This window comes from Bradyrhizobium sp. 22 (assembly GCF_000482425.1).
GTDB classification, from domain to species: domain Bacteria; phylum Pseudomonadota; class Alphaproteobacteria; order Rhizobiales; family Xanthobacteraceae; genus Bradyrhizobium; species Bradyrhizobium japonicum_B.
This window is the reverse complement of record NZ_KI519400.1, coordinates 46,672-70,732: the sequence shown is the minus strand read 5'-3', so window position 1 is coordinate 70,732 and position 24,061 is coordinate 46,672. Positions and strand designations below refer to the sequence as shown.

Genomic DNA, 24,061 nt, shown 5'->3' with positions numbered 1-24,061 from the left:
CTCCAGGCTGCAGTGAACATCCGCACATCTCTTGATTTTGCGCTGTTCCCGTGGTATTCGCGCTGCATGATCAAATCGTCGCGCACCTTCAACCGCAACCACATGACCCGCTTCGGCTGGGCCGTGGAAGGAGTCGTGCGCTAGGAATTCGACGACGACATCTTTTCCACCAGGCCCCGCCGGCATCGGACGGGGCCTTTTCTTTGGCCACGCCCCCTGCCGGCTCAACAGCAGGAGCGTGCGATGCCACCCCAACTGACGAACATCTCACCCGAAATTGAGATCGATGCCGTAAGGCGCGGCCTCGATCTCTCGATGGTCTTGAGCCTGCTCAAGCGATACCGGCTTGCATTTCAGGCGCGGCGGTCCCGCGTACGGGTCAGCTTGCATGACCTCAGCGACAGGGAGCTGATGGACATCGGCCTGACGCGCAGCGAGATCGACTGCATCGCACCTGAGCGTGTCATCGACAGGGTGAGAGACAACGCGAGGACTCTGTGGGGCCGTGGTGGGATGTGACGCCTCTCCTTCGAGACGACCGCTGAGCCTGTCGTCGGGCTGGCTCAGCGGCGGACGTCTCGAAGGGCGGCCACACGGAAATTGATGCGATTACCCCGACTTTACAGGCCAGCACCGGTTGATTCCTTGCGTCCAGCGCCGGCCTAATGCCATTTGCCTTGCCAGTTTTTCCACGGCAATATGCCCGCAAAACAACCATAGGACGGGATCAGAAAATGGCGGCTCCCATCAAGTTCGGCGTTGGCCAAAGCGTGCTGCGCAAGGAGGATGACGCGCTCATCCGCGGCAAGGGCCGCTATACCGACGATTATGCGCCGCAAGCCGCGCTGCGCTGCCTGATGCTGCGCTCGCCGCATGCGCATGCCAGATACACCATCGATGTGAGCCGCGCCCGCGGCCTGCCAGGCGTCGCGCTGATCCTGACCGCCGACGACGTTGCGGATCTCGGCAATCTGCCCTGCCTGTTCAATCTCGAGACCGATCCGTTCACCGGACCGCCTTATCCGATTCTGGCCAAGGACGAGGTGCGCCATGTCGGCGATGCCGTCGCCTTCGTGGTCGCCGAGACCCTCGACCAGGCCCGCGACGCGATCGAGGCGATCGAGGTCAAATGGAGCCCGCTGCCGGCGGTCACCGGCGTCGTCAATGCCGTGAAGAAGGGCGCGCCGCAGGTCTGGCCGGACAAGCCGGGCAACGTGCTGTTCGACGTCTCGATCGGCGACAAGGCGGCGACCGAAGCGGCCTTCGCCAAGGCGCATGCGGTCGCCGAGATATCGATCGTCAATCCGCGCGTGGTCGCGAGCTTCATGGAGACGCGTGCGGCGGTCTGCGAATACGATTCCAAGCGAGACCATCTGACGCTGACGGTCGGCAGCCAGGGCAGCCACCGCCTGCGCGATATCCTATGCCAGAACGTGCTCAACATCCCCACCGACAAGATGCGGGTGATCTGCCCTGATGTCGGCGGCGGCTTCGGCACCAAGCTGTTCCCGTATCGCGAATACGCCCTGATGGCAGTCGCGGCCAAGAAACTGAAGAAGACGGTGAAATGGGCGGCCGACCGCTCCGAGCATTTCATGGGCGACGCCCAGGGCCGCGACAACGTCACCACCGCGAAGATGGCGCTGGCCGAGGACGGCAAGTTCCTGGCGATGGATTGCGATCTGATGGGCGACATGGGCGCCTATCTGTCGACCTTCGGGCCCTACATCCCGCATGGCGGCGCCGGCATGCTGCCGGGCCTCTACGACATCCAGGCCTTCCACTGCCGGGTGCGCACCGTCTTCACCCACAGCGTTCCTGTCGATGCTTATCGCGGCGCGGGCAGGCCGGAGGCGGCCTATGTCATCGAGCGCCTCGTCGATGCCTGCGCGCGCAAGCTCGACATGACGCCGGATGCCGTCCGCCGCAAGAACTTCATCCCGCCGAAGGCGCTGCCCTACAAGACGGCCACGGGCAAGGTCTACGATTCCGGCGACTTCGCCGCGCATCTGAAGCGCGCGATGGAGATTGCCGAGTGGAAGGAATTTCCCAAGCGCGCCAAGGCGGCCAAGAAGGCCGGCCTGATCCGCGGCATTGGGCTGGCGAGCTACGTCGAGGTCTGCGGCACCATGGGCGAGGAGACCGCCAATGTGCGGCTTGATCCCAATGGCGATGTCACCATCCTGATCGGCACGCAATCGAGCGGGCAGGGCCACCAGACCGCCTACGCCCAGATCGTCGCCGAGCAGTTCGGCGTCGCGCCCGAGCGTGTCCACATCCATCAGGGCGATACCGACGAGATCAAGACCGGTCTCGGCACCGGCGGCTCGGCCTCGATCCCCTCCGGCGGCGTCAGCGTCGAGCGCGCCACGCGCGAACTGGGCCAGAAGCTGAAGGAGATCGCGGCGCAGGCGCTGGAGGCCGGCGCCGGCGACCTCGAGATCTCCGAGGGTGTGGTGCGGATCGCCGGCACCGACCGTTCGATCTCGTTCGCCGATCTTGCCAAGCGGCCCGGCGTCGATCCGTCGAAGCTGAACGGCAGCGCGACTTTCGCCAGCGCCGACGGCACCTATCCCAACGGCACCCATGTCGCGGAAGTCGAGATCGATCCGGCCACCGGCATCATCAAGATCGTCAACTACGTGATCGTCGACGATTTCGGCAAGACGCTCAATCCGTTGCTGCTGGCCGGCCAGGTGCATGGCGGCGCCATGCAGGGCATCGGCCAGGCGCTGATGGAGCAGGTGGTCTATGGCGCCACCGACGGCCAGCTCATCACCGCGACCTACATGGACTACGCGCTGCCGCGCGCGGCGGATGGCCCGGCCTTCGTGTTCGAGACCCACAACGTCCCGTGCAGGACCAATCCGATGGGCGTGAAGGGGGCGGGCGAGGCCGGCGCGATCGGCTCCTGTCCGGCCATCGTCAACGCCATCGTCGACGCGCTCTGGCGCGAATACAAGATCGACCACATCGACATGCCGGCGACGCCGGAGCGGGTGTGGATCGCCATCAGCGAGCATCACCGTCGCCACAGCCTGTAAGTCCAGGCAAACGCGGAACGCGTCTTGCGGGCTCAGTCCAATTGATCCGGAGTGCGACGATTTATCGTCCGCTCCGGATGGAATGAAATCTGCCAATCGGTGTTGGCCATTCAGGGGTCGGCACGATCCTGCATCAGGGAAAGGGATTTTGCGAATGAAGCGAGTATTGATCGTCGGGGGCGCGCTGCTGCTCGGGATGGGCGCCGTCTGGGCGCAGCAGGATTCCGTCAAGGAAGTTCAGACCCTCATGAAGGGCAACGGCAAGAACGCCGGCGCGATGTCGGCGATGGTGAAGGGCGAGAAGCCTTACGACCAGGCGACCGTGGACAGCGCGCTGGCGCAGTTCGAGGATACCGCCAAGAAGCTGCCGAACCTGTTTCCGGCCAGCGCCAAAGGCGTGAAGCTCGACGGCGACTACTCGACCTCGCCGAAGGTCTGGGAGGACAAGGCCGGCTTCGACGCGAAGGTCGCAAGCTTCGCCAAGGTCGTCGGCGAGGCCAAGGCCAAGATCAAGGACCTGGATTCGCTCAAGGCGAGCATGCCCGCGATCGGCAAGGAATGCGGCGGCTGCCACGAAACCTACCGCATCAAGAACAGCTGAGGCCAAGGAAAAGCTTCGTAGCCCGGATGGAGCGAAGCGCAATCCGGGGGGCTGTCCGAGTCGATCCTCCGTCCCGGATTACGCTTGCGCTCCATCCGGGCTACTCGGAATTCAGAAAGGGCGGTTGCGAAAGCAGCCGCCCTTTTCCGTTTACAGGCTTTTTCCGTTTACAGGGTCTGACGGATCGCCGTCCGAACGGTTATGTTCGCAGCAGCGGCCGCGGCGTTGATGCGACGAGTCGCGTCTCTTTCCCGATTGCCTCATGACGTCGGGAGTTCCAGCGCGCGGCGAGGATCTCAATCAACAGCGAGACAGGCCATGGCAAAACCGTTTCCGTCGAAGACGCACATTGGCAACCACATGCTGCATCCCGAAACGCTGATGCTGACCTATGGCTATGACCCGCAATTGTCGGAAGGCGCCATCAAGCCGCCGGTGTTCCTGACCTCCACCTTCGTGTTCAAGACGGCCGATGACGGGCAGGACTTCTTCGACTACGTCGCTGGCCGGCGCGAGCCGCCCGCAGGCATGGGCGCGGGCCTGGTCTATTCGCGCTTCAATCATCCCAACAGCGAGATCGTCGAGGACAGGCTCGCGATCTACGAACGCACCGAGAGCTGCGCGTTGTTCTCGTCCGGCATGGCGGCGATTGCCACCACGATCCTCGCCTTCGTCCGCCCCGGCGACGTCATTCTGCACTCGCAGCCGCTCTACGGCGGGACCGAAACGCTGCTGACCAACACGCTGGCGCGTCTGTCGATCGGCGCTGTCGGCTTTGCCGACGGGATCGACGAAGCAGCCGTCGGGCAGGCCGCGGAGGAGGCCATGGCCAAGGGCCGCGTTTCGATGATCCTGATCGAAACCCCGGCCAACCCGACCAACGGCCTGGTCGATGTCGCCATGATCCGGCGTGTCGCCGAGTCCATCGGAAAGACGCAGGGGCACACGCCGGTGATCGCCTGCGACAATACGCTGCTCGGCCCGGTGTTTCAGCGCCCGATCGAGCACGGCGCGGACCTGTCGCTGTATTCGCTGACCAAATATGTCGGCGGTCACTCCGACCTGATCGCGGGTGCCGCGCTCGGCTCGAAGGCGATCATGAAGGGCATCAAGGCGCTGCGCGGCGCCATCGGCACCCAGCTCGATCCGCATTCCTGCTGGATGATCAACCGCTCGCTCGAGACGCTGAGCCTGCGCATGGAAAAGGCCAACAGCAACGCGCGCCTCGTGGCGGATTATCTGCGCGATCACCCCAAGGTGGCCAAGGTCCATTACCTCGGTCATCACGAGGAGGCTTCGCCGGCGGGCCGCGTGTTCGCGCGGCAGTGCCTCGGGGCGGGGTCGACCTTCTCGTTCGACATCGTCGGCGGCAAGGACGCGGCAGTCAAATTCCTCAACGCGCTGCAGATCCTCAAGCTGGCGGTGAGCCTCGGCGGCACCGAATCGCTTGCGAGCCTGCCCGCGACCATGACCCATTCCGGCGTTCCTGCCGACATCCGCCACAAGATCGGCGTGCTGGATTCCACGATCCGGCTGTCGATCGGCATCGAGAACCCGTCCGACCTGATCGCCGACCTCGCGCAGGCGCTGAACGCGGCTTGAGCGCGCTCAAAATCGAAAAGGCCGGGCGCCCCCTCCCTGCGCCCGGCCTTCGCGCCGAAGCAGCGTTGCGGCTTACTTCGTCACCTGACCGCGGATCTCGCCGCCCGGATTGGCCGCGGTGTGGATGTTGATGTAATACTTGCCGCCGAGCAGATCGGCGGCCTGCGCATCCGTCAGCGTCGCTTCGCCCTTGACCGGACTTGCGGCCGCATTCGGGATCGCGACCGCGACGCCGGCATTCTTGCCGGCTTCGGCGGGCCCGTGGAAATGCGCCGCGGTGGCGGGACCGGAGAGTCCGGAATAAGTGACGGTCCAGGTCAGCTTCTTGCTGGCGGCATCATAGTTCAGTTCGGCGGTTCCGGTGCCGCTGCCCGCGGTTGGCGGCACCTCTGACTTGCCGTCGAGCGTTGCTTTGAGTTTTTCGGCGTTGGCCGGGCCTGCGAAGGTCACGGCACCGAGTGCCAGGGCGGCAATGACGGTCTTGTTCATGACATTCTCCCTGCTGAACCCGTTCGGGCTGGCAAACTTCCAACAGCCGGCATTTCAGTTTATTCCCGTGTCCGGCCGAGGCGGGCTAAATTCTTCGTGGCTGGAGCCGCGACGATATCGGTCATAAGTTTGCCGCGACGATTGAATGGATCTGCATGTTGCAACGAACAATTCTCATCGGGCTGCTCGCGGCGCTCGTTGCCGCAGGCGCCTATTGGTGGCTCAGCGCGCCGAAGGTAGCGGCCGCGGGCAACGCGCCGGCCCATGTGGCCAACCTTGCCAATGGCGAGGTGATGTTCAACGCCGGGGGCTGCGCGTCCTGCCATGCCACGCCCGACCAGCCCGATCGTGGCAGGCTCGGTGGCGGCGTCGCGATCAAGTCGCCGTTCGGAACGTTCTATGCGCCGAACATCTCTCCGGATCCGAACGACGGCATCGGCAAATGGACGGACGTCGACTTCGTCAACGCAGTGATGTACGGCGTGTCGCCGGGCGGGCAGCATTATTTTCCTGCCTTCCCCTACACGTCCTATCAGCACGCCAGGCGTGAGGACGTGCTCGATCTCTTCGCCTACTTGAAGACGCTGCCGCCAGTGACCGGCAAGGTGCGCGACCACGACATGCAGTTTCCCTTCGACATCCGGCGCAATGTCGGTATCTGGAAGTTCCTGTTTCTGGACGATAAGCCGCTCATCGCCGACAGCAGCAAGTCACCGCAATTCAAACGCGGCGCCTATCTCGTCAACAGCTTTGGCCATTGCGCCGAATGCCACAGCCCGCGCAACGCGCTGGGCGGCATCATCTCGACCCAGCGCTTCGCCGGCGGGCCCAATCCCGAAGGCGAGGGCTGGGTGCCCAACATCACCCAGAAGCGGCTCGGCGAGTGGAGCGTGAAGGATATCGCCTATTTCCTCAAGAACGGCGAATTGCCCGACGGTGACAGCGTCGGCGGCGCGATGACGCGCGTGATCAAGAACACCTCGCAACTGCCCGACGAGGATATTGCGGCGATGGCGGAGTACCTCAAATCGCTGCCGCCGGTGGACGGTCCGCCGCGGCCCAAACGCAAGGAAGCCGGCAAGGAAGCCGGTTAGCTGCGCGCTAGCTGGCGCCAAACGCCTTGAACGTGATGATGGTGAGGGTGTCCTGGATGCCCGGCAGCACCTGCACCTTCTCGTTGACGAAATGGCCGATGTCGGTGTCCTTGTCGACGTAGAACTTCACGAGCAGGTCGTATTGGCCGGCCGTGGAGTAGATCTCGGAGGCGATCTCGGCTTCGGCAAGCGCATTGGCCACCGTGTAGGACTGGCCGAGCTTGCATTTGATCTGGACGAAAAAAGGAACCATCGCGGGCACTCCGAAAGCGTATTCTTCCGGCTAATAGGCCAAACCCGGCACGATTTAGCAAGCGGGCTTGCTGGCAGCCGGCCGCCGGCCCGAGGCTCCAAATCAGGACGCCACGGTCGCCGCGGCGAATGCGTCTCTCAGCCGCTGGGCAAGCTCGGCCTTGCGATAGGGCTTGGTCAGCACGATTGCCTGCGCGTGGGCGCGGCCGTGCTCGACCAGGGTCTCCAATGCGTAGCCCGAGGTGAACAGGACCGGCAGCGAGGGGCGAATCCGCCGCGCCTGCTCGGCGAGCTCCCAGCCGCTCATGCCGCCGGGCATCACGATGTCGGTGAACAGCATGTCGATGCCGGGGTCGGTGCGCAGCTGCTGCAACGCGTCCTTGCCGTTGACCGCGGCGACGACGCGATATCCGAGCGCCTCCACCCGGCGAATGGTGGAGGAGCGAACGAACGGATCGTCCTCTACGATCAGGATCGTCTCGTAGCCCCGCGGGGCCGCGTCCTCGCCGTCGGAAAGGTCGGCCTGCCATTGTCCTTTGTCCGCGCGCGGCAGGTAGATCCGGACGGTCGTCCCGAGGCCTTTCTCGCTGTAGATCGAGACATGGCCGCCTGATTGCTTGGCGAAGCCATAGACCATGCTGAGGCCGAGACCCGAGCCCTTGCCGACCTCCTTGGTCGTGAAGAACGGCTCGAAGGCGCGCTGGGCGACATCGGGCGTCATGCCTGCGCCGTCGTCGGCGATCGCGATCAAGGTGTAAGCCCCGGATGCGACTTCGGGGTGGACGGCGCGATACTCCTCGTCGAGCATCGTCAACTCCGTGGCCAGGGTCAAGTGACCTCCGGCCGGCATGGCATCCTGCGCGTTGAGCGCCAGGTTCAGCACGGCGGATTCGAGCTGGGCGCGATCCGCGAAGGCCAGGATCGTGCCGGGCCCGGAGATCGTCTTGATCTCGATGTCTTCGCGCAAGGTGCGCTTGAGCAGCTTGAACATGGACTCGAGCAGGCCCCGGCAATCGACCGTCTGAGGCTGCAGCAACTGGCGGCGGCTGAATGCGAGCAGCCGCTGCGTCAGCTCGGCGCCGCGTTCGCCCGACTGGCAGATGTCGTCGGCGAAGCGCCGCAGATCGGGCCTCGCCTTGAGCTGCTCGCTCAAATGCTCGGCATTGCCGATGATGACGGTCAGCAGGTTGTTGAAGTCGTGGGCGATGCCGCCGGAGAGCTGGCCGACCGTCTCCATCTTCTGCGCCTGCTGCAGCTGCTGCTCGGTCAGCTTGCGCGCGGTCAGGTCGTGGACGATGCCGACGAAGATCAACTCGCCGTCCTGCCGCGCCTGGCCGACCGACACGTCCATCGGAAAGGTCGATCCGTCCTTGCGCAGACCAATGGCCTCGCCGGCGGTCGCGAAATGACTCGCCTGGCTGCCCGCCTCGGGCATCAGCATCCTGACGTTCCGGCCCATCACCTCGTCGGCGGAATAGCCGAACAGGCGCTCGCAGGCCGGGTTGAACAGCAGGAGGCGGTCCTGCGCATCGAACAGGATGACGCCATCGACCGCGGTCTCGACGATGGCGGTGAGGCGCGTCATGCTCTCGCGCATCGCACGCTGCGCGTCGCTGATCTGCTGGAGCAGCAGCGCGGCGTCGCGGCTCTTGATTTCCTCCTCCTCGAGCGCGGCCTGGACCTGCCGCAGCTCGAACGGCGAGGGGATCGCCAGAATCTTCGGCAGCAGCGGCCAAAGCGCGCCCGCCGTGACCACGGAGGCCACCGCGGTCGCCGCCTTGACGATGCCCTCGATGCCGTAGATCGGGACCCAGAGCGTGTAGATCGACAGCACATGGGTCAGGCCGCACGCCATGATGAAGATTGCGAAGCCCCAGTAGATCCAGCCGAATTTGAGGTCGCGCCGCTTGGTGACCAGGATTGCGAGGGCAATCGGGATCGAGAAATAGGCGGCGGCGATGCAGGCGTCGGCGGCGACGTGAAGCCAGATCAGCTCGGGTTCCCACAACAGGCAGATGCCGTGCGGCGAAAGCATGGACGAGTCGAGGAGACGTTCGAAAAAGGCCCACATCGTTTCACCCCACGATTCCGTTCCGAGCGGCCTTGCGGCCCGGAACATCGGTGTCGCTGACAGGTCGACCACCCGACGTCTGCCGCATCGACGAAGCAGTTCGAGACTATACCAAGGGTTTCCGCGCGGTTGCATCCCGTACCGTTGCGGCGCCGAGGCCCTCGAGTTCGCCTGATTCGAACTGGGGGCGCCACGGCGAATCACGGGCTGCCGCCGGCGGGTGGGCGCTTGCCGGTGTTTCGCGGTCGCGCTAGGACAGGCCATGGCGGTGTCCGTATCCAGCAAAGGTGCCCGGCGATGACGACCCCGGTCGCACTCACCATCGCCGGCTCCGATTCCAGCGGCGGCGCCGGCATCCAGGCCGACCTGAAGACGTTTGCGGCGCTCGGCGTCTACGGCGCGTCCGTCATCACGGCCCTGACCGCGCAGAACACCCGCGGCGTCACCGGCATCCACGCCGTGCCGGCATCGTTCGTCGCCGAGCAGATCGATGCGGTGTTCTCCGATCTCGACATCGGCGCGGTGAAGATCGGCATGGTGGCCCAGGTCGCCAGCATCGAGGCGATCGCGGCCGCATTGTTGCGCTGGTCGCCGAGGCACGTCGTGCTCGATCCCGTGATGGTGGCGACGTCCGGGGATCGCCTGCTCGCCGCGGAGGCCGTCAATGCGCTGCGCACGAAACTGATACCGCTGGCGTCGGTGGTCACGCCCAATCTGCCGGAGGCCGCGGCGCTGCTCGACGAGCCGGTCGCGGCAAGCGAAGCGGAGATCGAAAGCCAGGGGCGGCGCCTGCTGGCGCTCGGTTGCCGTGCGGTCCTGATCAAGGGCGGGCACGGCGAGGGCGCCGAGAGCATCGATTATCTCGTCAGCGGCGAGGGAACGCTCGCGCTGGCCGCGCCGCGCGTCGCGACCCGCAACACCCATGGCACCGGCTGCTCGCTGTCCTCGGCGGTCGCGGCCGGGCTCGCCAAGGGCGAGGATCTGGCGAGCGCCGTGCGCAACGCCAAGACCTGGATCAGCGCGGCGATCGCCGCCGCCGACCGCTTCAGCGTCGGACACGGCCACGGCCCGATCCATCATTTTCACAGGTTCTACTGACGCGGGCGCGCGCGGGAGCGCCGCCGCGGCGCAGTTTGGGGGCACGCGAGCCCCCACCTCGTCATGGCCGGGCCTGTCCCGGCCATCCACGCCTTGCCACGCAGCACGACGAACGTGGTGCCCGGGACAGGCCCGGGCATGACGATCACCTTCTGCGGCGCCGTGTCGCCTGATTGTCGCATGCGACTGATATTCGCAGGGAGGGCGAGGCTAGGCGTGATTCGTATCTAGAGGTGCCTCACGGGTTCAATCGGTCATCCCCCTGTCACGGGACATTGTTACAGGCTGGCGCATGGGAAGTTACGATGTGAGTGACGAGGGCCCCGAGCGGCGCTTTCGCACGTTGTTCATCTCCGACGTTCATCTCGGAGCCCGCGGTTCTCAAGCCGATCTTCTGCTCGACTTCCTGCGCTACCACGACGCCGACACGATCTATCTGGTCGGCGACATCGTCGACGGCTGGGCGCTGAAATCGAGCTGGCACTGGCCGCAATCCCACAACGACCTCGTCCAGAAGCTTTTGCGCAAGGCGCGCAAGGGTGCCAAGGTCATCTACATCCCCGGCAATCACGACGAGTTCCTGCGCAACTATTACGGCACGCATTTCGGCGGCATCGACGTGGTCGAGAACACCGTTCACACCGGCGCCGACGGCAAGCGCTATCTCGTCATCCACGGCGACATCTTCGATCTCGTGGTGCAGAACGCGCGTTGGCTCGCCCATCTCGGCGACAAGGCCTACGACTTCGCGATCCAGATGAATCGCTTCGTCAACTTCTTCCGCCGCTTGTTCAAGGTGCCCTATTGGTCGTTGTCGCAATGGGCCAAGCAGAAGGTCAAGAACGCGGTCAATTATATCGGCGCGTTCGAGCAGGCGCTCGCCGCCGAGGCGCGGCGCTACGACGCCGACGGCGTGATCTGCGGCCACATCCACTATGCCGTGATCCGCGACGAAGGCGACATTCGCTACATGAATTGCGGTGACTGGGTCGAGAGCTGCACCGCGCTCGTCGAGCACGACGACGGTCGTTTCGAGATCATCACCTGGGCGGATCATCTGCAGAAGCCGGCGGCCGTCCCGCAGGTTGCAGCCAGAGCCGCATAACCGAGGCCGCCCGATGCGCATTTTGGTCGCGACCGACGCCTGGCACCCGCAAGTCAACGGTGTGGTTCGGACGCTGACCAAGCTGGCGGACGCAGCCGAAGGGCTTGATGTCGAAGGCTCCGGCGTTGCGTTCACGTTCCTGACGCCGCAAGCGTTCCGCACCTTCGCGATGCCGAGCTATCGCGACGTGCGGCTGGCGATGCCGCGCCCCGCGCGCATTGCCAGGCTGATCGAGGAGGCGCGCCCGGACAGCATCCACATCGCGACCGAAGGGCCAATCGGCCTGATGGTCCGCCGCTATTGCCGCCAGCGCCGGCTGCCGTTCACGACCAGCTTTCACACCCGCTTTCCCGAATATGTCCGCGCCCGCGTGCCGGTTCCGGGCTCGCTGATCTGGCGGGCGCTGCGCCGCTTCCATGCGCCCAGCCGTGCCGTGATGGCGGCAACGCCTGCGCTCGCCTGCGAGCTGGCCGAGCGCGGTTTCGCCAATGTCGTGCTGTGGCCGCGCGGCGTCGATACAAAGGTGTTCCATCCGCGTGCCATCGACCTCTGCCTGCCGGCACCGGTGTTCCTGTCGGTCGGCCGCGTCGCGGTGGAGAAGAATCTCGAAGCGTTCCTCGACCTCGATTTGCCCGGCACCAAGGTGATTGTGGGCGACGGCCCGGCGCGCGCCGCGCTGGAAGAGGCCTATCCCGAAGCGATCTTCCTCGGCGAGAAGCATGGCGAGGCGCTGGCGGACATCTATGCGGCGGCCGACGTGTTCGTATTCCCCAGCAAGACCGACACATTCGGCCTGGTGCTATTGGAGGCGCTGGCGAGCGGCCTGCCGGTCGCGGCCTTTCCGGTGAAGGGCCCCCGCGACGTGATCGGCAATGCCCCGGTCGGTGCCCTCGATCACGACCTCCGCAACGCCTGCTTCGCGGCGCTCGACATTTCCCGGCAGGACTGTGTCGAATTCGCCGCCAACTACACCTGGGAAGCCTCGGCGAGGGCTTTTGTTGATAATATCCAGGCGGTGGGGGGCGTGCTGCCGGGCCGGGACGGCACGGAACAGCCGCGCTTCGTCGCCTGAGGGGAAGATTCCTCGCGCGGAGGTGTCTTGCCCGCGGCTCAATGGCCGCGATAAGGTCTGATATGACCGAACAGCTTCTCCCGATCGGCCCCGCCGATATCGACGCCGCAGCGCGCGTGATCGCGCCTTACGCCATCCGCACCCCGCTGTTGTCCTTTCCGGTGCTCAACGAGCGGGTTGGCGCGAAAGTCTTCCTGAAGCCGGAGATGCTCCAGCGCACCGGCTCGTTCAAGTTCCGCGGCGCCTTCAACAAGGTGTTCTCGATCCCGCAGGACAAGCGCGCCGGCGGCGTCGTCGCGTTCTCCTCCGGCAATCACGCCCAGGGCGTGGCGGCGGCGGCAAAAATCCTCGACATGCAGGCGACCATCGTGATGCCTGCCGATGCGCCGCTGTCCAAGCGCGAGCGCACCAAATCCTACGGCGCCGAGGTCGTGCTCTATGATCGCGACAAGGACGACCGCGAAGCGATCTCGCGCGGCATCGCCGAAAAGCGCGGCGCGACGCTGGTGAGGCCCTACGACGATCCGTTCGTGATCGCAGGACAGGGCACTGCCGGCCGCGAGATCGCGGAGGACATGGCAACGCTTGGCCTTTCCCCCGACATCGTGGTGGCACCGGCGTCCGGCGGCGGCCTGATCGCGGGCGTCGCGACCGCGGTGAAGGCACGCTATCCGCTCGCCGAGATCGTGGTGGCCGAGCCCGAGGCGTTCGACGATCACGGCATTTCGCTGAGCGCGGGTCATCGCGAGCCGCACGGGCCCGCGGGCCGCACCATCTGCGATGCGCTGATGGCCCTGATCCCCGGCGAGATGACTTTTGCGATCAACAGCAAGCTGCTGGCGCGCGGCGTCACGGCTTCCGATGCTGAGGTCGGCGCCGCCGTCGCCTTCGCCTATCGCGAGCTCAAGCTGGTGGTGGAGCCGGGCGGCGCGGTGGGTCTTGCCGCGCTGCTGGCAGGACGTCTCGACGTCGCCGGCAAGAACGTCGTCATCGTGCTCTCCGGCGGCAACGTCGATGCGGATCTGTTCGCCGAGCTGGTGGCGTGATTTCTAAAGCGGTCCGCTCGCTTTTGCCTGCCGGCCGCAATCGCACGTCCGATGCGTGTTTGAGCGCGTGGTCGCCTCCACGGCGTCATGGCCGGGCTTGTCCCGGCCATCCACGTCTTTACCGGCAGCACCTAGAACGTGGATGCCCGGGACAAGCCCGGGCATGACGGCTCCTCTGAATAGGGCGCTGCCCTGACATGAAAAGGGAGGGGGAGCATCGCGGCCCCACCCCTCGTCGTTGTGTGGCTCGCGCGATCAGCGCATGAAGCCGCTGCGGCGATTTCCGCCATTGCTCATGCTCGGCGCCTGGTTCATCGACTGCCGGAAGTTGCTGTTGCTGTTGACCATGCGGCTCGGCGTCGTGTTGAGCTGCGGACGGTTGGTCTGCACCTGCACCTTGTTCACCGGGTTGTTGTTGAGCTTCACGATGCCGGTGTTGCCGTTGTTGACGCGGATCGGCTGACCCTGGGTCTGAGCGGCCGGTTTTGCGTCGATCGTCGAGCCGCCCTTGCCGACGTTCACCGGCATGCTCACGATCTTGCCCGGCCTGCCATTGACGTTGCCGCCGTCCGGCTTGTTGCTGGTCGCAGGCAGCGTCACGATCTTGCCGATGCCACCCTTGTTGGTGGTGGTCGGCGCGGGCAGGGTGACGATCTTGCCCGGGGTCTGCGACGGCGTGCCGTTCTGCTGATTGTTGTTGCCAGCCGGCAGATTGACGATCTGGCCGCCATTGCCGGGCTTGCCGATGACATTGTCGATCGGCTTCTGCACGATCGGCAGGTTGCCATTGAGCTGACCGCCGCCATTGCCCTGCTGCAGCAGCGGCATGTATTTCTGCTGGCCGAGATTGCCGATCTTGAAGGTCGGGGCAATGGTCTGCGGGGCCAGGAACTTGGTCGCCTGCATCAAGGGGATCTGCTTCGGCTGCGCCTGCAGCTTCAGCGCGACCTGCGCATAGGGGCTGTTGCCGTAGCTGTCATAGAAGCTCTTATACGCGACTGGCGAGTTCGCCAGTACGGTCTTGTGCCAGGCCTGCGAGATCAGGATGTTGTTGAGCAGCCAGCGCACGTGGTCGCACAGCGGGTCGTGCGGATACATCCGGATGAACTCCTGATAATATTCCGGCCGGCCCTCGGACACGACGTAGTCATAGGCCTGGCGCGTCGAACGGCTCGGCAGGTTGGAGGCCATCTGCACCACCGGCGCCTTCACCGGCGCACGGTTGGCAGCAACGGCAGTGTCGCCGAAGAAGGTGAAGTCGCTCGTCAGCGAGGAGCTCTCCCACGGGATCTGCGCGCCGCTGGTGGTCTGGTTCACCTGCAGGCGGACGCGCTTGAACAGCTGCTCGATCGGCACGTTGGGCTCGCGCGCGACGTTGAGGAAGGCTTGCGTGTACGGGCTGTGGCCGCCGGTGCCGTCGAGCGCCTCGGCGCCCGGCGCGGTCGAGTAACCGACGATCGAGCCGTTCGGCGCGTCGACGATGGCCAAGCCGCGGCCGGCGTCGTTGACCTCAGGGAACGGGTTGTTGCGGCAGGCATCGAGAATGACGATGCGCATGCGGCTCGGGATCGTCTCCAGCGTCGACATCACGTCGACGAGGCGCACCGAATTGTTGACGAGCTCGGTCGGGTTGGAGACCTTGGCGTCGACCGGAACGAGATAGTTCTCGCCCGCGAGCTGCACGCCGTGGCCGGCGTAATAGACCATCGCCACCGTGTTCGGACCGCGCGAAGCGACCTTGGCGGAGAAGTCCTGGACGACGCGCAGCATGTCGTTCTGGGTCAGGTCGGTCGCGGCAACCACCTCGAAGCCGGCGGAATTCAGGAACTGCGCGATCGACTGGGCATCATCGTCGGGGTTCGCAAGCTGCGGCGCGTTCTGGTAGTTCGCATTGCCGATCACCAGCGCCACTCGCTGCTCCGGGCCTTGCAGCGCGGTGGGAGCAGGCTGGACCGGGGCGACTTGCGCGGAAACGGGCCCACAGGCGAAGCCGAACAGGCTTCCCACGAGGCCGGCTGTCATCAAAAAAGGCTTTAGGCGGAACATGGCGTGCTCCTTTGGCACTCATCTCGATACGAGATTGGTTGCGACCAAGCCTGGCCGCGTTCGAGCGCGAGGTCCGTGATCCCTGTCACCATGGCGATGGACGTGATCTGAATCACGCTTGGAACCTGCTATGGTTAGCGATCGCTGGGCGGAGCCGTCGTCACATGCTGAAATCGATCGATCCGATCCTGACGCCAGACCTGCTCTGGCTGCTGGCTTCCATGGGCCACGGCGACGATCTCGTGGTCGTCGACGCCAACCACCCGGCCACGCATATCGCTCGCAGCACATCGTCGCAGCGCCTGATCCAGTTGCCGGGCATGACGATGGAGACTGCCATCCGCGCCATCATGTCGGTCTATCCGCTCGACGATTTCGATCCCGATCCGGTGCGCGTGATGATGCCGGTCGACGATCCCGACCGCGTGCCCGAGGTGCAGCGCGCGGTGCTCGCCGAGATCGAACGCGCCAGCGGCAGTCCGGTCAGTCCCGGCAAGCTCTCGCGATCCGATTTCTATCGCGCGGCGGCGGCGGGCTTTGGCGTGGTGCAGGTCGGCGACAGCAGGGGCTATGGCTGCTTCCTGATCCGGAAGGGCGTGATCAGCTAGCGGGCCTCATCAGCGCCGAGGGCCAGCCGATCCTAACGAGGAGGCCGTCAGGGCCGTTGATGCCGAACTCATACATGCCCCATTCGCGGTGACGCAGCACGCCGCCGGGACGGATGATGAGATCGTCCACGCGCGCCGCGATGGCCTCGACCTCGGGCGTGCGGATGAAGATGCCGAAAGGATTATGCTCGGGCACGCGCCATAGGCCGTCCCCGGCTTGCGTGAGATGCACCTCGCAATCCCAACCGCTCATGATGACATAGCCGGCATCGCCGCCGCTGCGCGCAAAGCCGAGGCGTTCCCAGAACGGAATTGCAGCGGCAAGATCGTTGCTTGGAACGATGGCGAAAGCGCCGACGTGCGGGGTTTCAGACATGCGTTCACTCCGCAATATTATTCGCCCAGCTGCTGCTGCGCTGGCAAGCTTATCGGGACAGGCCGACGTGTCGAAGCGGCAAAAAGCCTCCCACTCGAATTTGAATGGTCTTCCGACAGGCGAGCGTCTATCATCAATTCATGTCCCGCCTCATGTGTCTATTCGTTGCCATCATCCTGTCTCTGCTGCCCGCCGTCGCGCCCGCTGAGGCCGCGCAAAAGCGTCCCAAGCCGGTCTGGAAAGGCTATGGCTTCCTGCCCGGCTATCGCCAGCCGCTGAGCAACAGCATCCCGCTCTACAAGCAGAAGGACGCGATGCGGCGCCTCGCGCGCAATGAGCGCCGCCACTGGTACATCGATCCGGTTCCGCAATATTACCGCTGGGACGGCGAGTGGCACTATTTCGGCCGCCCCGGCTTCAACGGCGGCCGCTACAACGGCGGCAGCTTCGGTCCGTGCTGGACGCGCACGCCGATCGGGCCGATCTGGAATTGCGGGTGAGCGCGCGCGGACAGCGCTTCCGTGTCATTGCGAGCGCAGCGAAACAATCCAGAGTCTTTCCGCGGAGGGGATTCTGGATTGCTTCGCTGCGCTCGCAATGACGATGCGGTGAGGGTGCGCCTCTTCCGCTTGCGCCCCGGACGCAACGCAGCGCTTCTTCAGCGGTGCGCTGCTGAGCCGGGGCCCATGTTGCGACTGAGATTGCGGCTTCTGGGTGCCGGCTCTGCGCTTCGCTCGTCCGGGACACGAAAGTGAGTACGCAGCGCCCCCTTACGAGAAGAACGCGATCTTCTCGGCCTGGGTCATGCGGCGGATCGGGGCGAGGGGATCGTTGGCGGGCGCGCGGGGCTTTTGCAGAATGCCGCTGGCGAGGATGGTGGCACCGAGCGAGGGCTCCGGCACGGGCGAGGGCGTCGGCAGCGTCGTAGCCGGGGCCGCGGCGAAGATGGCACTGGCCGCCATTGCCGGGGCCGGCTGCTCCCGCACCTCGGCGGCGGCCTCCGCGATGGCGTCGGTGAGGCGCGCGAGCGAGTCCATCGATATCGGCGCGTCGGCGGGCTCTTCGACCACGGGAGCGACGACCGGTTGAGGCGCGGCCGTCTCGGCAGCGACGGGCGCTGCGGTCTCCGCGAGACTCGGCTCCGGAACGGTCGCGTCCATCTCCGCCGGTGCGATGATCTCGTCGAACTCTGGATCGGGGGCGGCCATCTCCAGCGCGATAGCCTCAAGCACGGCATCGTCCTCGGCCTGCGCGGCAGCATCGAGCGCGAGCGCGTCGACGACGTCCGACAAGGCGGTGGGTTCAGTTGCCGGCTCTTCAAACGAGACGTCTTCAGGCGCGGCATCTGCACGCGCGACATGTTCCGGCGCGGCCTGGTCGAGCGCGGCGTTTTCGACAGCGACCTGACTTTCGGCCGCGATCTCCGTCGCGACCGCCGTGTCCATTGCCTGTTCGGCCGCGGCGAACGCTTCGGCAGCGCTGGCCGTCTCGGCAACGGCTTCGGGCGCATTTGCTGCGGCGTCCTGCAGCGGCTCCGTAAAAGCCACGGGTGCTTCGCCGGCCATCGCCTCCGGCGCGGTCTCGACCGGGGCTTCGGCGACGGATGACGGCGCCTCCTGCACCGGAGCCGGGGAAGCCGCCGGCTTCGTTGCGCCGCCCTCCGTCTGCTCGACCCGATCCTTCAGCAGGTCGAAGGCGATCCTGAGCTCGACACGGGGATCGATGGCCTGGGCCTGACCGCAGGCGGCCTCGATCGAGGCGAGCTGCGAATCAATGAGGTCGCAGATTCGCCCGTCGGCGCCGATCTCGCGCCAGCGCCAGGAGATCTCCTTGATGATGCGCACCCCGCGCGGAATCGGCGCGAGGCTGGCTTCGATCGCCGCGGGGTCGAACGCCGCAAGCGCAATGGTCTCGGCCTCGCGAATCGCGCGGCGGATCTCGACCAGCGCCTCGGGCAGGCGGTCCTCGACGACGGGTTGCCGCTGCGCCGCAAGGGTTTCCTCGATCTTGGCGACCGCGTCGAGCACCATGCGCGTGTCGGCATTGCGGTTGCGCTTGGCGTATTCGCCGAGGAACCAGCGGCCGCGTGCCGTCTCCATGAAGGCTTCGCGGATCGCGTCGTAATCCTGCTCGTTCGGCTCGGCCGCGCGGGCAGACATAGGCGAGAGGGCGAATGCTTCGTTGGCCATGACGATCTCGTCGCGCAAATCACTACGCGTTACTGTAACGATCACCACGATATCGACCGAATCGCAATTGGTTTGATGCAGTCCGAATCACAAATCCCCATCGCGGCATCGAGGAAGCGGCGATTCGCCGTCGGCCTCGCCCTGTTCTATTCGGCCGTGTTCGCGGTCTCGGGCACGCATCTGCCGTTCTTTCCGGTGTGGCTGAAGGCGATCGGCATCGACGCGGCCTGGATCGGGCTGATCAACGCGCTGCCGGCGATCACCCGCTTCACCACGTTGCCGCAGGTGACCGCCTTTGCCGAGAAGCGACAGGCCATCCGCGCCGCCATGATGCTGTCGGTGCTGGCGACCGCGATCGGCTTTACGGCGGTCGGCCTGCAGCAGCAGCCGCTGGCGCTGTTCCTGATCTATGCGCTGACCTGCATGATGTGGACGCCGACGATGCCGCTGACCGACGCCTATGCGCTGCGCGGCGTCGCCCGTTACGGGCTCGATTACGGACCGTTGCGGCTGTGGGGCTCGGCGGCGTTTGCCGCCGGCTCGCTCGCCTGCGGCTATCTCGTCGACGTCATCGCCGCGCGCGACCTGATCTGGATCATCGTCGCATGGGCCGTCGTTGCGGTCGCGGCCAGCCTGCTGCTTCAGCCGCTCGACGATCTCAGGCGCAAGACGGCGGAGAGGCAGGCCGGCAAGGCGCTGCTGCGCGATGCCGGCTTCTGGGCCGTCATCGTCTCGGCGGCGCTGATCCAGGGCAGCCACGTCGCCTATTACACCTTCTCGGCCATCAACTGGCAGCTCCACGGGATCAGCGGGCTGACGATCGCGGGGCTGTGGACGCTGGGCGTGATCGCGGAGATCGTCGTGTTCGCGCTGTCGCCGCGCTTCTCACTGCATCCCTCCACCATGATCGCGATCGGCGGGCTTAGCGCCGTAGTGCGCTGGATCGTCACCGCGAACGAGCCGCCGCTGGCGCTGCTCGCGATCGTGCAGCTCGGCCACGGCTTTACCTTCGGCATGACCATCGTCGGCACGATGAATCTTCTGGTGCAGCGCGTGCCGCCGCATCAGATCGCACGCGGGCAGGGCTATTACGCCGCCTGCAACGGCCTGTTGGGCGCCACCACCTCGATCGCGTCAGGCGCGATCTACGCCCGCATCGGCGACGGCCTGTATTACGTCATGGCCGCGATGGCCGCCGGCGGCGCGCTGCTGATCTGGTCGGCGCGGCACCGGCTGATGGCTCAGCCCCACAGCGAGGCCTCCGGCGGATAGACCAGGCTGCCGTCGTACCGCAGCCCGTGGTCACGGTCGCGTGCCAGCAGCAGCGGGCCGTCGAGATCGACGAAGCGTGCCTGCGGCGTCACCAGCATGGCCGGGGCCATCGACAGCGAGCTCGCGACCATGCAGCCGATCATGATCTCGAAGCCGAGCGCCTGCGCCGCATCGGCCATCGCGAGCGCCTCGGTGAGACCGCCGGTCTTGTCGAGCTTGATGTTCACGGCGTCGTAGCGCTCGCGCAAGGGAGCGAGCGAGGAGCGGTCATGCACGCTCTCGTCGGCGCAGACCGCGAGCGGCCGCTTGATCCGCGCCAGCGCCTCGTCCTGGCCCGCCGGCAGCGGCTGCTCCACCAGGGTGACGCCGACGGCGGCGCAGGCGGCAAGGTTGGCTTCCAGACTGGCTTCGGTCCAGGCCTCGTTGGCATCGACGATCAGCTCGGATTCGGGCGCGGCCTTGCGCACCGCCGCGATCCGCTCCGGATCGCCGTCGCCACCGAGCTTGATCTTGAGCAGCGGCCGGTGCGCCGCCTTGGCGGTCGCGGCGGCCATGGCCTCGGGGGTCCCCAACGAGATCGTGTAGGCGGTGGTGCGCTCGCCCGGCACCGGACGTTCGAGCAGGTTCCAGGCGCGCAAGCCCGCCGCCTTGGCCTCGAGGTCGATCAGGGCGCAATCCAGGGCGTTGCGGGCCGCGCCAGGCGCCATGGCGGCCTGGAGCGCCTGCCGGGAGATACCGTCGGCGACGGCCTGCTGCATGGCCTGGAGGGCCGCCAGCGTCGCCTCGGGCGTCTCGCCATAGCGGGGATAGGGCACGCACTCGCCGCGGCCGGTCAGCCCGGCCCGGCTGACCTCCGCCACAACAGTCACGGCCTCGGTTTTGGCCCCGCGGCTGATGGTAAAGCTGCCCGCGATCGGGAAGCGCTCGATTCGCCCCGCCAGGGCAGCAAATTTCATGGAAGTCATTTTGAACTCTGGCGAAATCTGAACCTGCTAGTTACCTCTAGCAACTAACATTAACCACTTGGGGATACCTTCTCTGGGTAAGGGCGCGTGCGCAACTCTGTGATTTTCTCCGCCCCGGTACGGGAGCGGACATTTGGATAGCGATCCGAAGCTGGAACGGATTGCCAAGGGCAACGCGCTGGCACTTTGCGCCACTGGGACCTGGACCGCGAGCTTTGCGCCGGTGCTGGAACGGATGGTAGCCGACGCCGAGAAGCTCGCCGGCGGCCCCCAAAGCATCTTCATCGACGTCTCCGAAGTCGCCAAGCTCGACACCTTCGGGGCTTGGCTGATCGAGCGGCTGCGCCGCAGCCTGACCCAAGGCGCCGTCGAGGCCCAGATCGCAGGGCTGTCCGCCAATTATTCCAGCCTCGTCGACGAGGTGCGGCGGGTCAGGGCGGGGGCCGTGGTCGACAGCAGCCCGATCACCATCGCCGGCATGCTGGAGCAGATCGGCCGGACCGTGGCCGGCCTGGCCGGAACGGTCGCGGGCCTCGTCGATATGCTCGGTGCCGTGCTCGCGGCATGGTTTCGCGTCCTGATCCATCCGCGCTCGTTCCGCCTGACCTCGACCGTGCACCACATGGAGCAGGTCTGCTGGCGCGCGGTGCCGATCATCGTGCTGATCACCTTCCTGATCGGCTGCATCATCGCCCAGCAAGGCATCTTCCATTTCCGGCGGTTCGGCGCCGACATCTTCGTGGTCGACATGCTCGGCGTGCTGGTGCTGCGCGAGATCGGTGTGCTCCTGGTCGCGATCATGGTCGCGGGCCGCTCGGGCAGCGCCTACACCGCCGAGCTCGGCTCGATGAAGATGCGCGAGGAGATCGACGCGCTGCGCACCATGGGCTTCGATCCGATCGAGGTGCTGGTGCTGCCGCGCATGATGGCGCTGGTTCTGGCGCTGCCGATCCTGGCGTTCCTCGGCGCCATGGCCGCGCTCTATGGCGGCGGGCTGGTGGCCTGGCTCTATGGCGGGGTCGAGCCCGAAGCCTTCCTGCTGCGCCTGCGCGACGCCATCTCGATCGATCATTTCATCGTCGGCATGGTCAAGGCCCCGGTGATGGCGGCGGTGATCGGCATCGTTGCCTGCGTCGAAGGGCTTGCCGTGCAGGGCAGCGCGGAATCGCTGGGCCAGCACACCACGGCCTCGGTGGTGAAGGGCATCTTCTTCGTCATCGTGATGGACGGCGTGTTCGCCATCTTCTTTGCCTCGATCGGGATGTGACGATGGCAAGAGAAGTTCAAAGAGAAGTTCAAAGCGAGATTCAAAATCCCATCATCCGCGTCCGCGACGTCACCGTGCAGTTCGGCACGACGCGCGTGCTCGATGGCCTCAACCTCGACGTCAAGCGCGGCGAGATTCTTGGCTTCGTCGGCCCGTCGGGCGCGGGCAAGTCCGTCTTGACGCGCACCATCATCGGTCTCGTGCCCAAGGTCGCAGGCTCGATCGAGGTGTTCGGCGTCGACCTGGATTCCTCCAGCACCGCGCAGCGCCGCAACGTCGAGCGGCGCTGGGGCGTCCTGTTCCAGCAGGGCGCGCTGTTCTCCTCGCTGACCGTGCAGCAGAACATCCAGTTTCCGATGCGCGAATATTTGCGGGTCTCGCAGCGGCTGATGGACGAGATCACCATGGCCAAGCTCGCCATGGTCGGCCTCAAGCCGGAAGTGGCCGAGCGCTTTCCCTCAGAGCTCTCCGGCGGCATGATCAAGCGCGTGGCGCTGGCGCGGGCGCTGTCGCTCGATCCGGACCTCGTCTTCCTGGACGAGCCGACCTCGGGCCTCGATCCCATCGGCGCCGGCGACTTCGACGAGCTGGTCAGGACGCTCCAACGCACTTTGGGGCTGACGGTTTTCATGGTAACCCACGATCTCGACAGCCTATACACAGCATGTGACCGCATCGCCGTTTTAGGGAACGGTAAGATCATTGCGGCAGGGTCGATCGCCGACATGCAGGCCTCGCAGCATCCCTGGTTGAGGCAATATTTCCATGGCAAGCGCGCCCGCGCGGTCATGACTTGAGTAGCTGGGATGAGTAGCCGGAGCACCTGATGGAAACGCGGGCGAACTACATTTTGATCGGGTCGTTCACGCTGGCGGTGATCGCCGCGGCGATCGGCTTCGTGCTGTGGTTTCAGTCGCTGCACACCACCAAGCAGCGCAGCCCCTTGCGCGTGGTGTTCGAGGGCCCGGCGGCGGGCCTGCGCAACGGCGGCAGCGTCAATTTCAACGGTATCCGGGTGGGCGAGGTGGTCTCGGTGAAGCTCGACAATCCGCGGCGGGTTGTCGCACTCGCCATGATCGAGAACAACGCCCCGATCCGCAAGGACACCCTGGTCGGCCTCGAATTCCAGGGCCTCACCGGCGTCGCCGCGATCTCGCTCAAGGGCGGGGACGAGGCGGCGGCCCCGCCGCCGCTCGACCAGGACGGCATCCCGACGCTCACCGCCGATCCCAACAAGCTGCAGGACGTCACCGAGGCGATCCGCGCCACGCTGCAGAACGTCAACAAGATCGTCGCCGACAATCAGGAATCGGTGAAGAACTCGCTGAAGAACCTCGAGACCTTCACCAACTCGCTGGCGCGCAATTCCGAGAAGATCGACGGCGTGATGGCCAAGGTCGACGGCGTCATGCTCAAGGCCGACAATCTCATGCTCGGCCTCAACACGCTGGCCGGCGGTAAGGACGGCGGCGAGCTGTTCCAGGCGGTGAAGTCGATCCGCGAGCTCGCCGACGATTTCGACAAGCGCTCCGGCGCGCTGATGGCCGACGGCCGCCGCACCCTCGGCGACATCAGCCGCGCCGTGAACAATTTCGACCGCAACCCGACCCGCGTGCTGTTCGGCGCCAGCAACTCGTCACAGTCCGCACCGCCGCCCGAACCGCCGAAGCCGGCGGCGGCGCCGAGACGGTAGGGGCGCAGGAGCCACCACGTTTCCTTCATTGTCGCGCCAGCTCTCGTGTCCCGGACAAGCAGCAACGCCCTTGCGTTGCTGCGCAGAGCCGGGACCCAGGGCCGCGTGCTCCGTGGATGCATGGGCCCCGGCTCTGCAGCGCACCGCCGCAAAAAAACGGAGGCCGCGAGG

The 24,061-nt window shown here is 65.8% G+C and carries 23 protein-coding genes; 16 read left to right on the top strand and 7 right to left on the bottom strand.

Going from position 1 to position 24,061, the window contains the following annotated elements:
• Positions 1-12 precede the first annotated feature (12 nt).
• The 5 genes from K410_RS41300 to K410_RS0125710 all read left to right on the top strand — a co-directional run bounded on the left by K410_RS41300 (position 13) and on the right by K410_RS0125710 (position 5,247).
• Positions 13-144 (top strand): hypothetical protein, encoded by a 132-nt coding sequence (locus K410_RS41300; protein ID WP_283805935.1) that lies wholly within the window; start codon positions 13-15, stop codon positions 142-144.
• Positions 145-243: 99 nt separating this feature from the next.
• Complete coding sequence (locus K410_RS0125725) at positions 244-519, top strand: DUF1127 domain-containing protein (RefSeq protein ID WP_028137541.1); 276 nt, start codon at positions 244-246, stop codon at positions 517-519.
• A 215-nt stretch (positions 520-734) separates the two neighbouring features.
• A complete protein-coding gene (locus K410_RS0125720) occupies positions 735-3,044 on the top strand; it encodes a xanthine dehydrogenase family protein molybdopterin-binding subunit (protein ID WP_028137540.1) in 2,310 nt (769 codons plus the stop codon).
• Positions 3,045-3,198: 154 nt separating this feature from the next.
• Complete coding sequence (locus tag K410_RS0125715; RefSeq protein WP_028137539.1) at positions 3,199-3,645, top strand: c-type cytochrome; 447 nt, start codon at positions 3,199-3,201, stop codon at positions 3,643-3,645.
• Between the two features lie 318 nt (positions 3,646-3,963).
• Positions 3,964-5,247: a cystathionine gamma-synthase family protein gene (locus tag K410_RS0125710; protein WP_028137538.1), complete on the top strand. Its 1,284-nt coding sequence runs from the start codon at positions 3,964-3,966 to the stop codon at positions 5,245-5,247.
• Between the two features lie 72 nt (positions 5,248-5,319).
• On the opposite strand, the gene K410_RS0125705 is transcribed toward K410_RS0125710, so the two are convergent.
• Positions 5,320-5,736, bottom strand: a complete 417-nt coding sequence (locus K410_RS0125705) for a CHRD domain-containing protein (RefSeq protein ID WP_028137537.1) — start codon at positions 5,734-5,736, stop codon at positions 5,320-5,322.
• Between the two features lie 155 nt (positions 5,737-5,891).
• On the opposite strand from K410_RS0125705, the gene K410_RS0125700 reads away from it, so the two are divergent.
• The gene (locus K410_RS0125700; protein WP_028137536.1) at positions 5,892-6,830 is read left to right on the top strand and encodes a c-type cytochrome; all 939 of its coding nucleotides are present in this window, start codon (positions 5,892-5,894) and stop codon (positions 6,828-6,830) included.
• Positions 6,831-6,837: 7 nt separating this feature from the next.
• On the opposite strand, the gene K410_RS0125695 is transcribed toward K410_RS0125700, so the two are convergent.
• On the bottom strand, positions 6,838-7,083 hold the full coding sequence (locus tag K410_RS0125695; RefSeq protein ID WP_018317369.1) for an Lrp/AsnC ligand binding domain-containing protein: 246 nt from the start codon (positions 7,081-7,083) through the stop codon (positions 6,838-6,840).
• Positions 7,084-7,185: 102 nt separating this feature from the next.
• Complete coding sequence (locus tag K410_RS0125685; RefSeq protein ID WP_245269526.1) at positions 7,186-9,117, bottom strand: PAS domain S-box protein; 1,932 nt, start codon at positions 9,115-9,117, stop codon at positions 7,186-7,188.
• Between the two features lie 333 nt (positions 9,118-9,450).
• On the opposite strand from K410_RS0125685, the gene thiD reads away from it, so the two are divergent.
• From thiD to K410_RS0125665, 4 genes are all read left to right on the top strand, one after another.
• Positions 9,451-10,251, top strand: a complete 801-nt coding sequence (gene thiD / locus K410_RS0125680; protein WP_028137534.1) for a bifunctional hydroxymethylpyrimidine kinase/phosphomethylpyrimidine kinase — start codon at positions 9,451-9,453, stop codon at positions 10,249-10,251.
• Positions 10,252-10,543: 292 nt separating this feature from the next.
• The gene (locus K410_RS0125675) at positions 10,544-11,356 is read left to right on the top strand and encodes a UDP-2,3-diacylglucosamine diphosphatase (protein ID WP_028137533.1); all 813 of its coding nucleotides are present in this window, start codon (positions 10,544-10,546) and stop codon (positions 11,354-11,356) included.
• Between the two features lie 13 nt (positions 11,357-11,369).
• Positions 11,370-12,428 (top strand): glycosyltransferase family 4 protein, encoded by a 1,059-nt coding sequence (locus K410_RS0125670; protein WP_028137532.1) that lies wholly within the window; start codon positions 11,370-11,372, stop codon positions 12,426-12,428.
• A gap of 62 nt (positions 12,429-12,490) precedes the next feature.
• The gene (locus K410_RS0125665) at positions 12,491-13,474 is read left to right on the top strand and encodes a threonine/serine dehydratase family protein (RefSeq protein WP_028137531.1); all 984 of its coding nucleotides are present in this window, start codon (positions 12,491-12,493) and stop codon (positions 13,472-13,474) included.
• Positions 13,475-13,729: 255 nt separating this feature from the next.
• Here the strand turns inward: K410_RS0125665 and K410_RS0125660 are convergent, their stop codons facing one another.
• Positions 13,730-15,520 carry a caspase family protein gene (locus tag K410_RS0125660; RefSeq protein WP_028137530.1) on the bottom strand — a complete coding sequence of 597 codons (1,791 nt, stop codon included), beginning with the start codon at positions 15,518-15,520 and terminating at the stop codon, positions 13,730-13,732.
• Between the two features lie 164 nt (positions 15,521-15,684).
• Between K410_RS0125660 and K410_RS0125655 the strand changes: the two genes are divergently transcribed.
• Positions 15,685-16,128, top strand: coding sequence for an RbsD/FucU family protein (locus K410_RS0125655; RefSeq protein ID WP_028137529.1), 444 nt, complete (start codon positions 15,685-15,687; stop codon positions 16,126-16,128).
• Here the strand turns inward: K410_RS0125655 and K410_RS0125650 are convergent.
• Positions 16,121-16,504 carry a VOC family protein gene (locus K410_RS0125650; protein ID WP_028137528.1) on the bottom strand — a complete coding sequence of 128 codons (384 nt, stop codon included), beginning with the start codon at positions 16,502-16,504 and terminating at the stop codon, positions 16,121-16,123. The genes K410_RS0125655 and K410_RS0125650 overlap by 8 nt on opposite strands.
• Before the next feature lie 140 nt (positions 16,505-16,644).
• On the opposite strand from K410_RS0125650, the gene K410_RS0125645 reads away from it, so the two are divergent.
• Positions 16,645-17,004, top strand: coding sequence for a hypothetical protein (locus K410_RS0125645; RefSeq protein ID WP_049820432.1), 360 nt, complete (start codon positions 16,645-16,647; stop codon positions 17,002-17,004).
• A 270-nt stretch (positions 17,005-17,274) separates the two neighbouring features.
• On the opposite strand, the gene K410_RS0125640 is transcribed toward K410_RS0125645, so the two are convergent.
• On the bottom strand, positions 17,275-18,693 hold the full coding sequence (locus K410_RS0125640) for a hypothetical protein (protein WP_028137526.1): 1,419 nt from the start codon (positions 18,691-18,693) through the stop codon (positions 17,275-17,277).
• A gap of 75 nt (positions 18,694-18,768) precedes the next feature.
• Here K410_RS0125640 and K410_RS0125635 point away from each other — a divergent pair, with 75 nt between their 5' ends.
• Positions 18,769-19,965: an MFS transporter gene (locus K410_RS0125635; protein WP_028137525.1), complete on the top strand. Its 1,197-nt coding sequence runs from the start codon at positions 18,769-18,771 to the stop codon at positions 19,963-19,965.
• Here the strand turns inward: K410_RS0125635 and dgcA are convergent.
• The gene (dgcA, locus tag K410_RS0125630; RefSeq protein WP_028137524.1) at positions 19,935-20,930 is read right to left on the bottom strand and encodes an N-acetyl-D-Glu racemase DgcA; all 996 of its coding nucleotides are present in this window, start codon (positions 20,928-20,930) and stop codon (positions 19,935-19,937) included. The genes K410_RS0125635 and dgcA overlap by 31 nt on opposite strands.
• A gap of 133 nt (positions 20,931-21,063) precedes the next feature.
• Between dgcA and K410_RS0125625 the strand changes: the two genes are divergently transcribed.
• Genes K410_RS0125625 through K410_RS0125615 form a run of 3 tightly spaced genes read left to right on the top strand, consistent with a single transcriptional unit; the run spans position 21,064 to position 23,890 of the window.
• Positions 21,064-22,197, top strand: coding sequence for an MlaE family ABC transporter permease (locus K410_RS0125625; protein ID WP_028137523.1), 1,134 nt, complete (start codon positions 21,064-21,066; stop codon positions 22,195-22,197).
• A 2-nt stretch (positions 22,198-22,199) separates the two neighbouring features.
• Positions 22,200-22,994: an ABC transporter ATP-binding protein gene (locus K410_RS0125620; RefSeq protein ID WP_049820300.1), complete on the top strand. Its 795-nt coding sequence runs from the start codon at positions 22,200-22,202 to the stop codon at positions 22,992-22,994.
• A 29-nt stretch (positions 22,995-23,023) separates the two neighbouring features.
• Positions 23,024-23,890, top strand: a complete 867-nt coding sequence (locus tag K410_RS0125615; RefSeq protein ID WP_028137521.1) for an MlaD family protein — start codon at positions 23,024-23,026, stop codon at positions 23,888-23,890.
• Positions 23,891-24,061 lie beyond the last annotated feature (171 nt).

Bases quoted from the DNA above. Each gene is read 5' to 3' on its own strand.
- K410_RS0125675 (WP_028137533.1), top strand. From the start codon at position 10,544: ATGGGAAGTTACGATGTGAGTGACGAGGGCCCCGAGCGGCGCTTTCGC.
- K410_RS0125710 (WP_028137538.1), top strand. From the start codon at position 3,964: ATGGCAAAACCGTTTCCGTCGAAGACGCACATTGGCAACCACATGCTG.
- K410_RS0125620 (WP_049820300.1), top strand. From the start codon at position 22,200: ATGGCAAGAGAAGTTCAAAGAGAAGTTCAAAGCGAGATTCAAAATCCC.
- K410_RS0125660 (WP_028137530.1), bottom strand. From the start codon at position 15,520: ATGTTCCGCCTAAAGCCTTTTTTGATGACAGCCGGCCTCGTGGGAAGC.
- K410_RS0125705 (WP_028137537.1), bottom strand. From the start codon at position 5,736: ATGAACAAGACCGTCATTGCCGCCCTGGCACTCGGTGCCGTGACCTTC.
- dgcA (WP_028137524.1), bottom strand. From the start codon at position 20,930: ATGACTTCCATGAAATTTGCTGCCCTGGCGGGGCGAATCGAGCGCTTC.
- K410_RS0125670 (WP_028137532.1), top strand. From the start codon at position 11,370: ATGCGCATTTTGGTCGCGACCGACGCCTGGCACCCGCAAGTCAACGGT.
- K410_RS0125645 (WP_049820432.1), top strand. From the start codon at position 16,645: ATGTCCCGCCTCATGTGTCTATTCGTTGCCATCATCCTGTCTCTGCTG.
- K410_RS0125720 (WP_028137540.1), top strand. From the start codon at position 735: ATGGCGGCTCCCATCAAGTTCGGCGTTGGCCAAAGCGTGCTGCGCAAG.
- K410_RS0125700 (WP_028137536.1), top strand. From the start codon at position 5,892: ATGTTGCAACGAACAATTCTCATCGGGCTGCTCGCGGCGCTCGTTGCC.
- K410_RS0125715 (WP_028137539.1), top strand. From the start codon at position 3,199: ATGAAGCGAGTATTGATCGTCGGGGGCGCGCTGCTGCTCGGGATGGGC.
- K410_RS0125635 (WP_028137525.1), top strand. From the start codon at position 18,769: ATGCAGTCCGAATCACAAATCCCCATCGCGGCATCGAGGAAGCGGCGA.
- K410_RS0125640 (WP_028137526.1), bottom strand. From the start codon at position 18,693: ATGGCCAACGAAGCATTCGCCCTCTCGCCTATGTCTGCCCGCGCGGCC.
- K410_RS0125655 (WP_028137529.1), top strand. From the start codon at position 15,685: ATGCTGAAATCGATCGATCCGATCCTGACGCCAGACCTGCTCTGGCTG.
- K410_RS0125725 (WP_028137541.1), top strand. From the start codon at position 244: ATGCCACCCCAACTGACGAACATCTCACCCGAAATTGAGATCGATGCC.
- thiD (WP_028137534.1), top strand. From the start codon at position 9,451: ATGACGACCCCGGTCGCACTCACCATCGCCGGCTCCGATTCCAGCGGC.
- K410_RS0125650 (WP_028137528.1), bottom strand. From the start codon at position 16,504: ATGTCTGAAACCCCGCACGTCGGCGCTTTCGCCATCGTTCCAAGCAAC.
- K410_RS0125615 (WP_028137521.1), top strand. From the start codon at position 23,024: ATGGAAACGCGGGCGAACTACATTTTGATCGGGTCGTTCACGCTGGCG.
- K410_RS0125695 (WP_018317369.1), bottom strand. From the start codon at position 7,083: ATGGTTCCTTTTTTCGTCCAGATCAAATGCAAGCTCGGCCAGTCCTAC.
- K410_RS0125665 (WP_028137531.1), top strand. From the start codon at position 12,491: ATGACCGAACAGCTTCTCCCGATCGGCCCCGCCGATATCGACGCCGCA.
- K410_RS0125685 (WP_245269526.1), bottom strand. From the start codon at position 9,117: ATGCTTTCGCCGCACGGCATCTGCCTGTTGTGGGAACCCGAGCTGATC.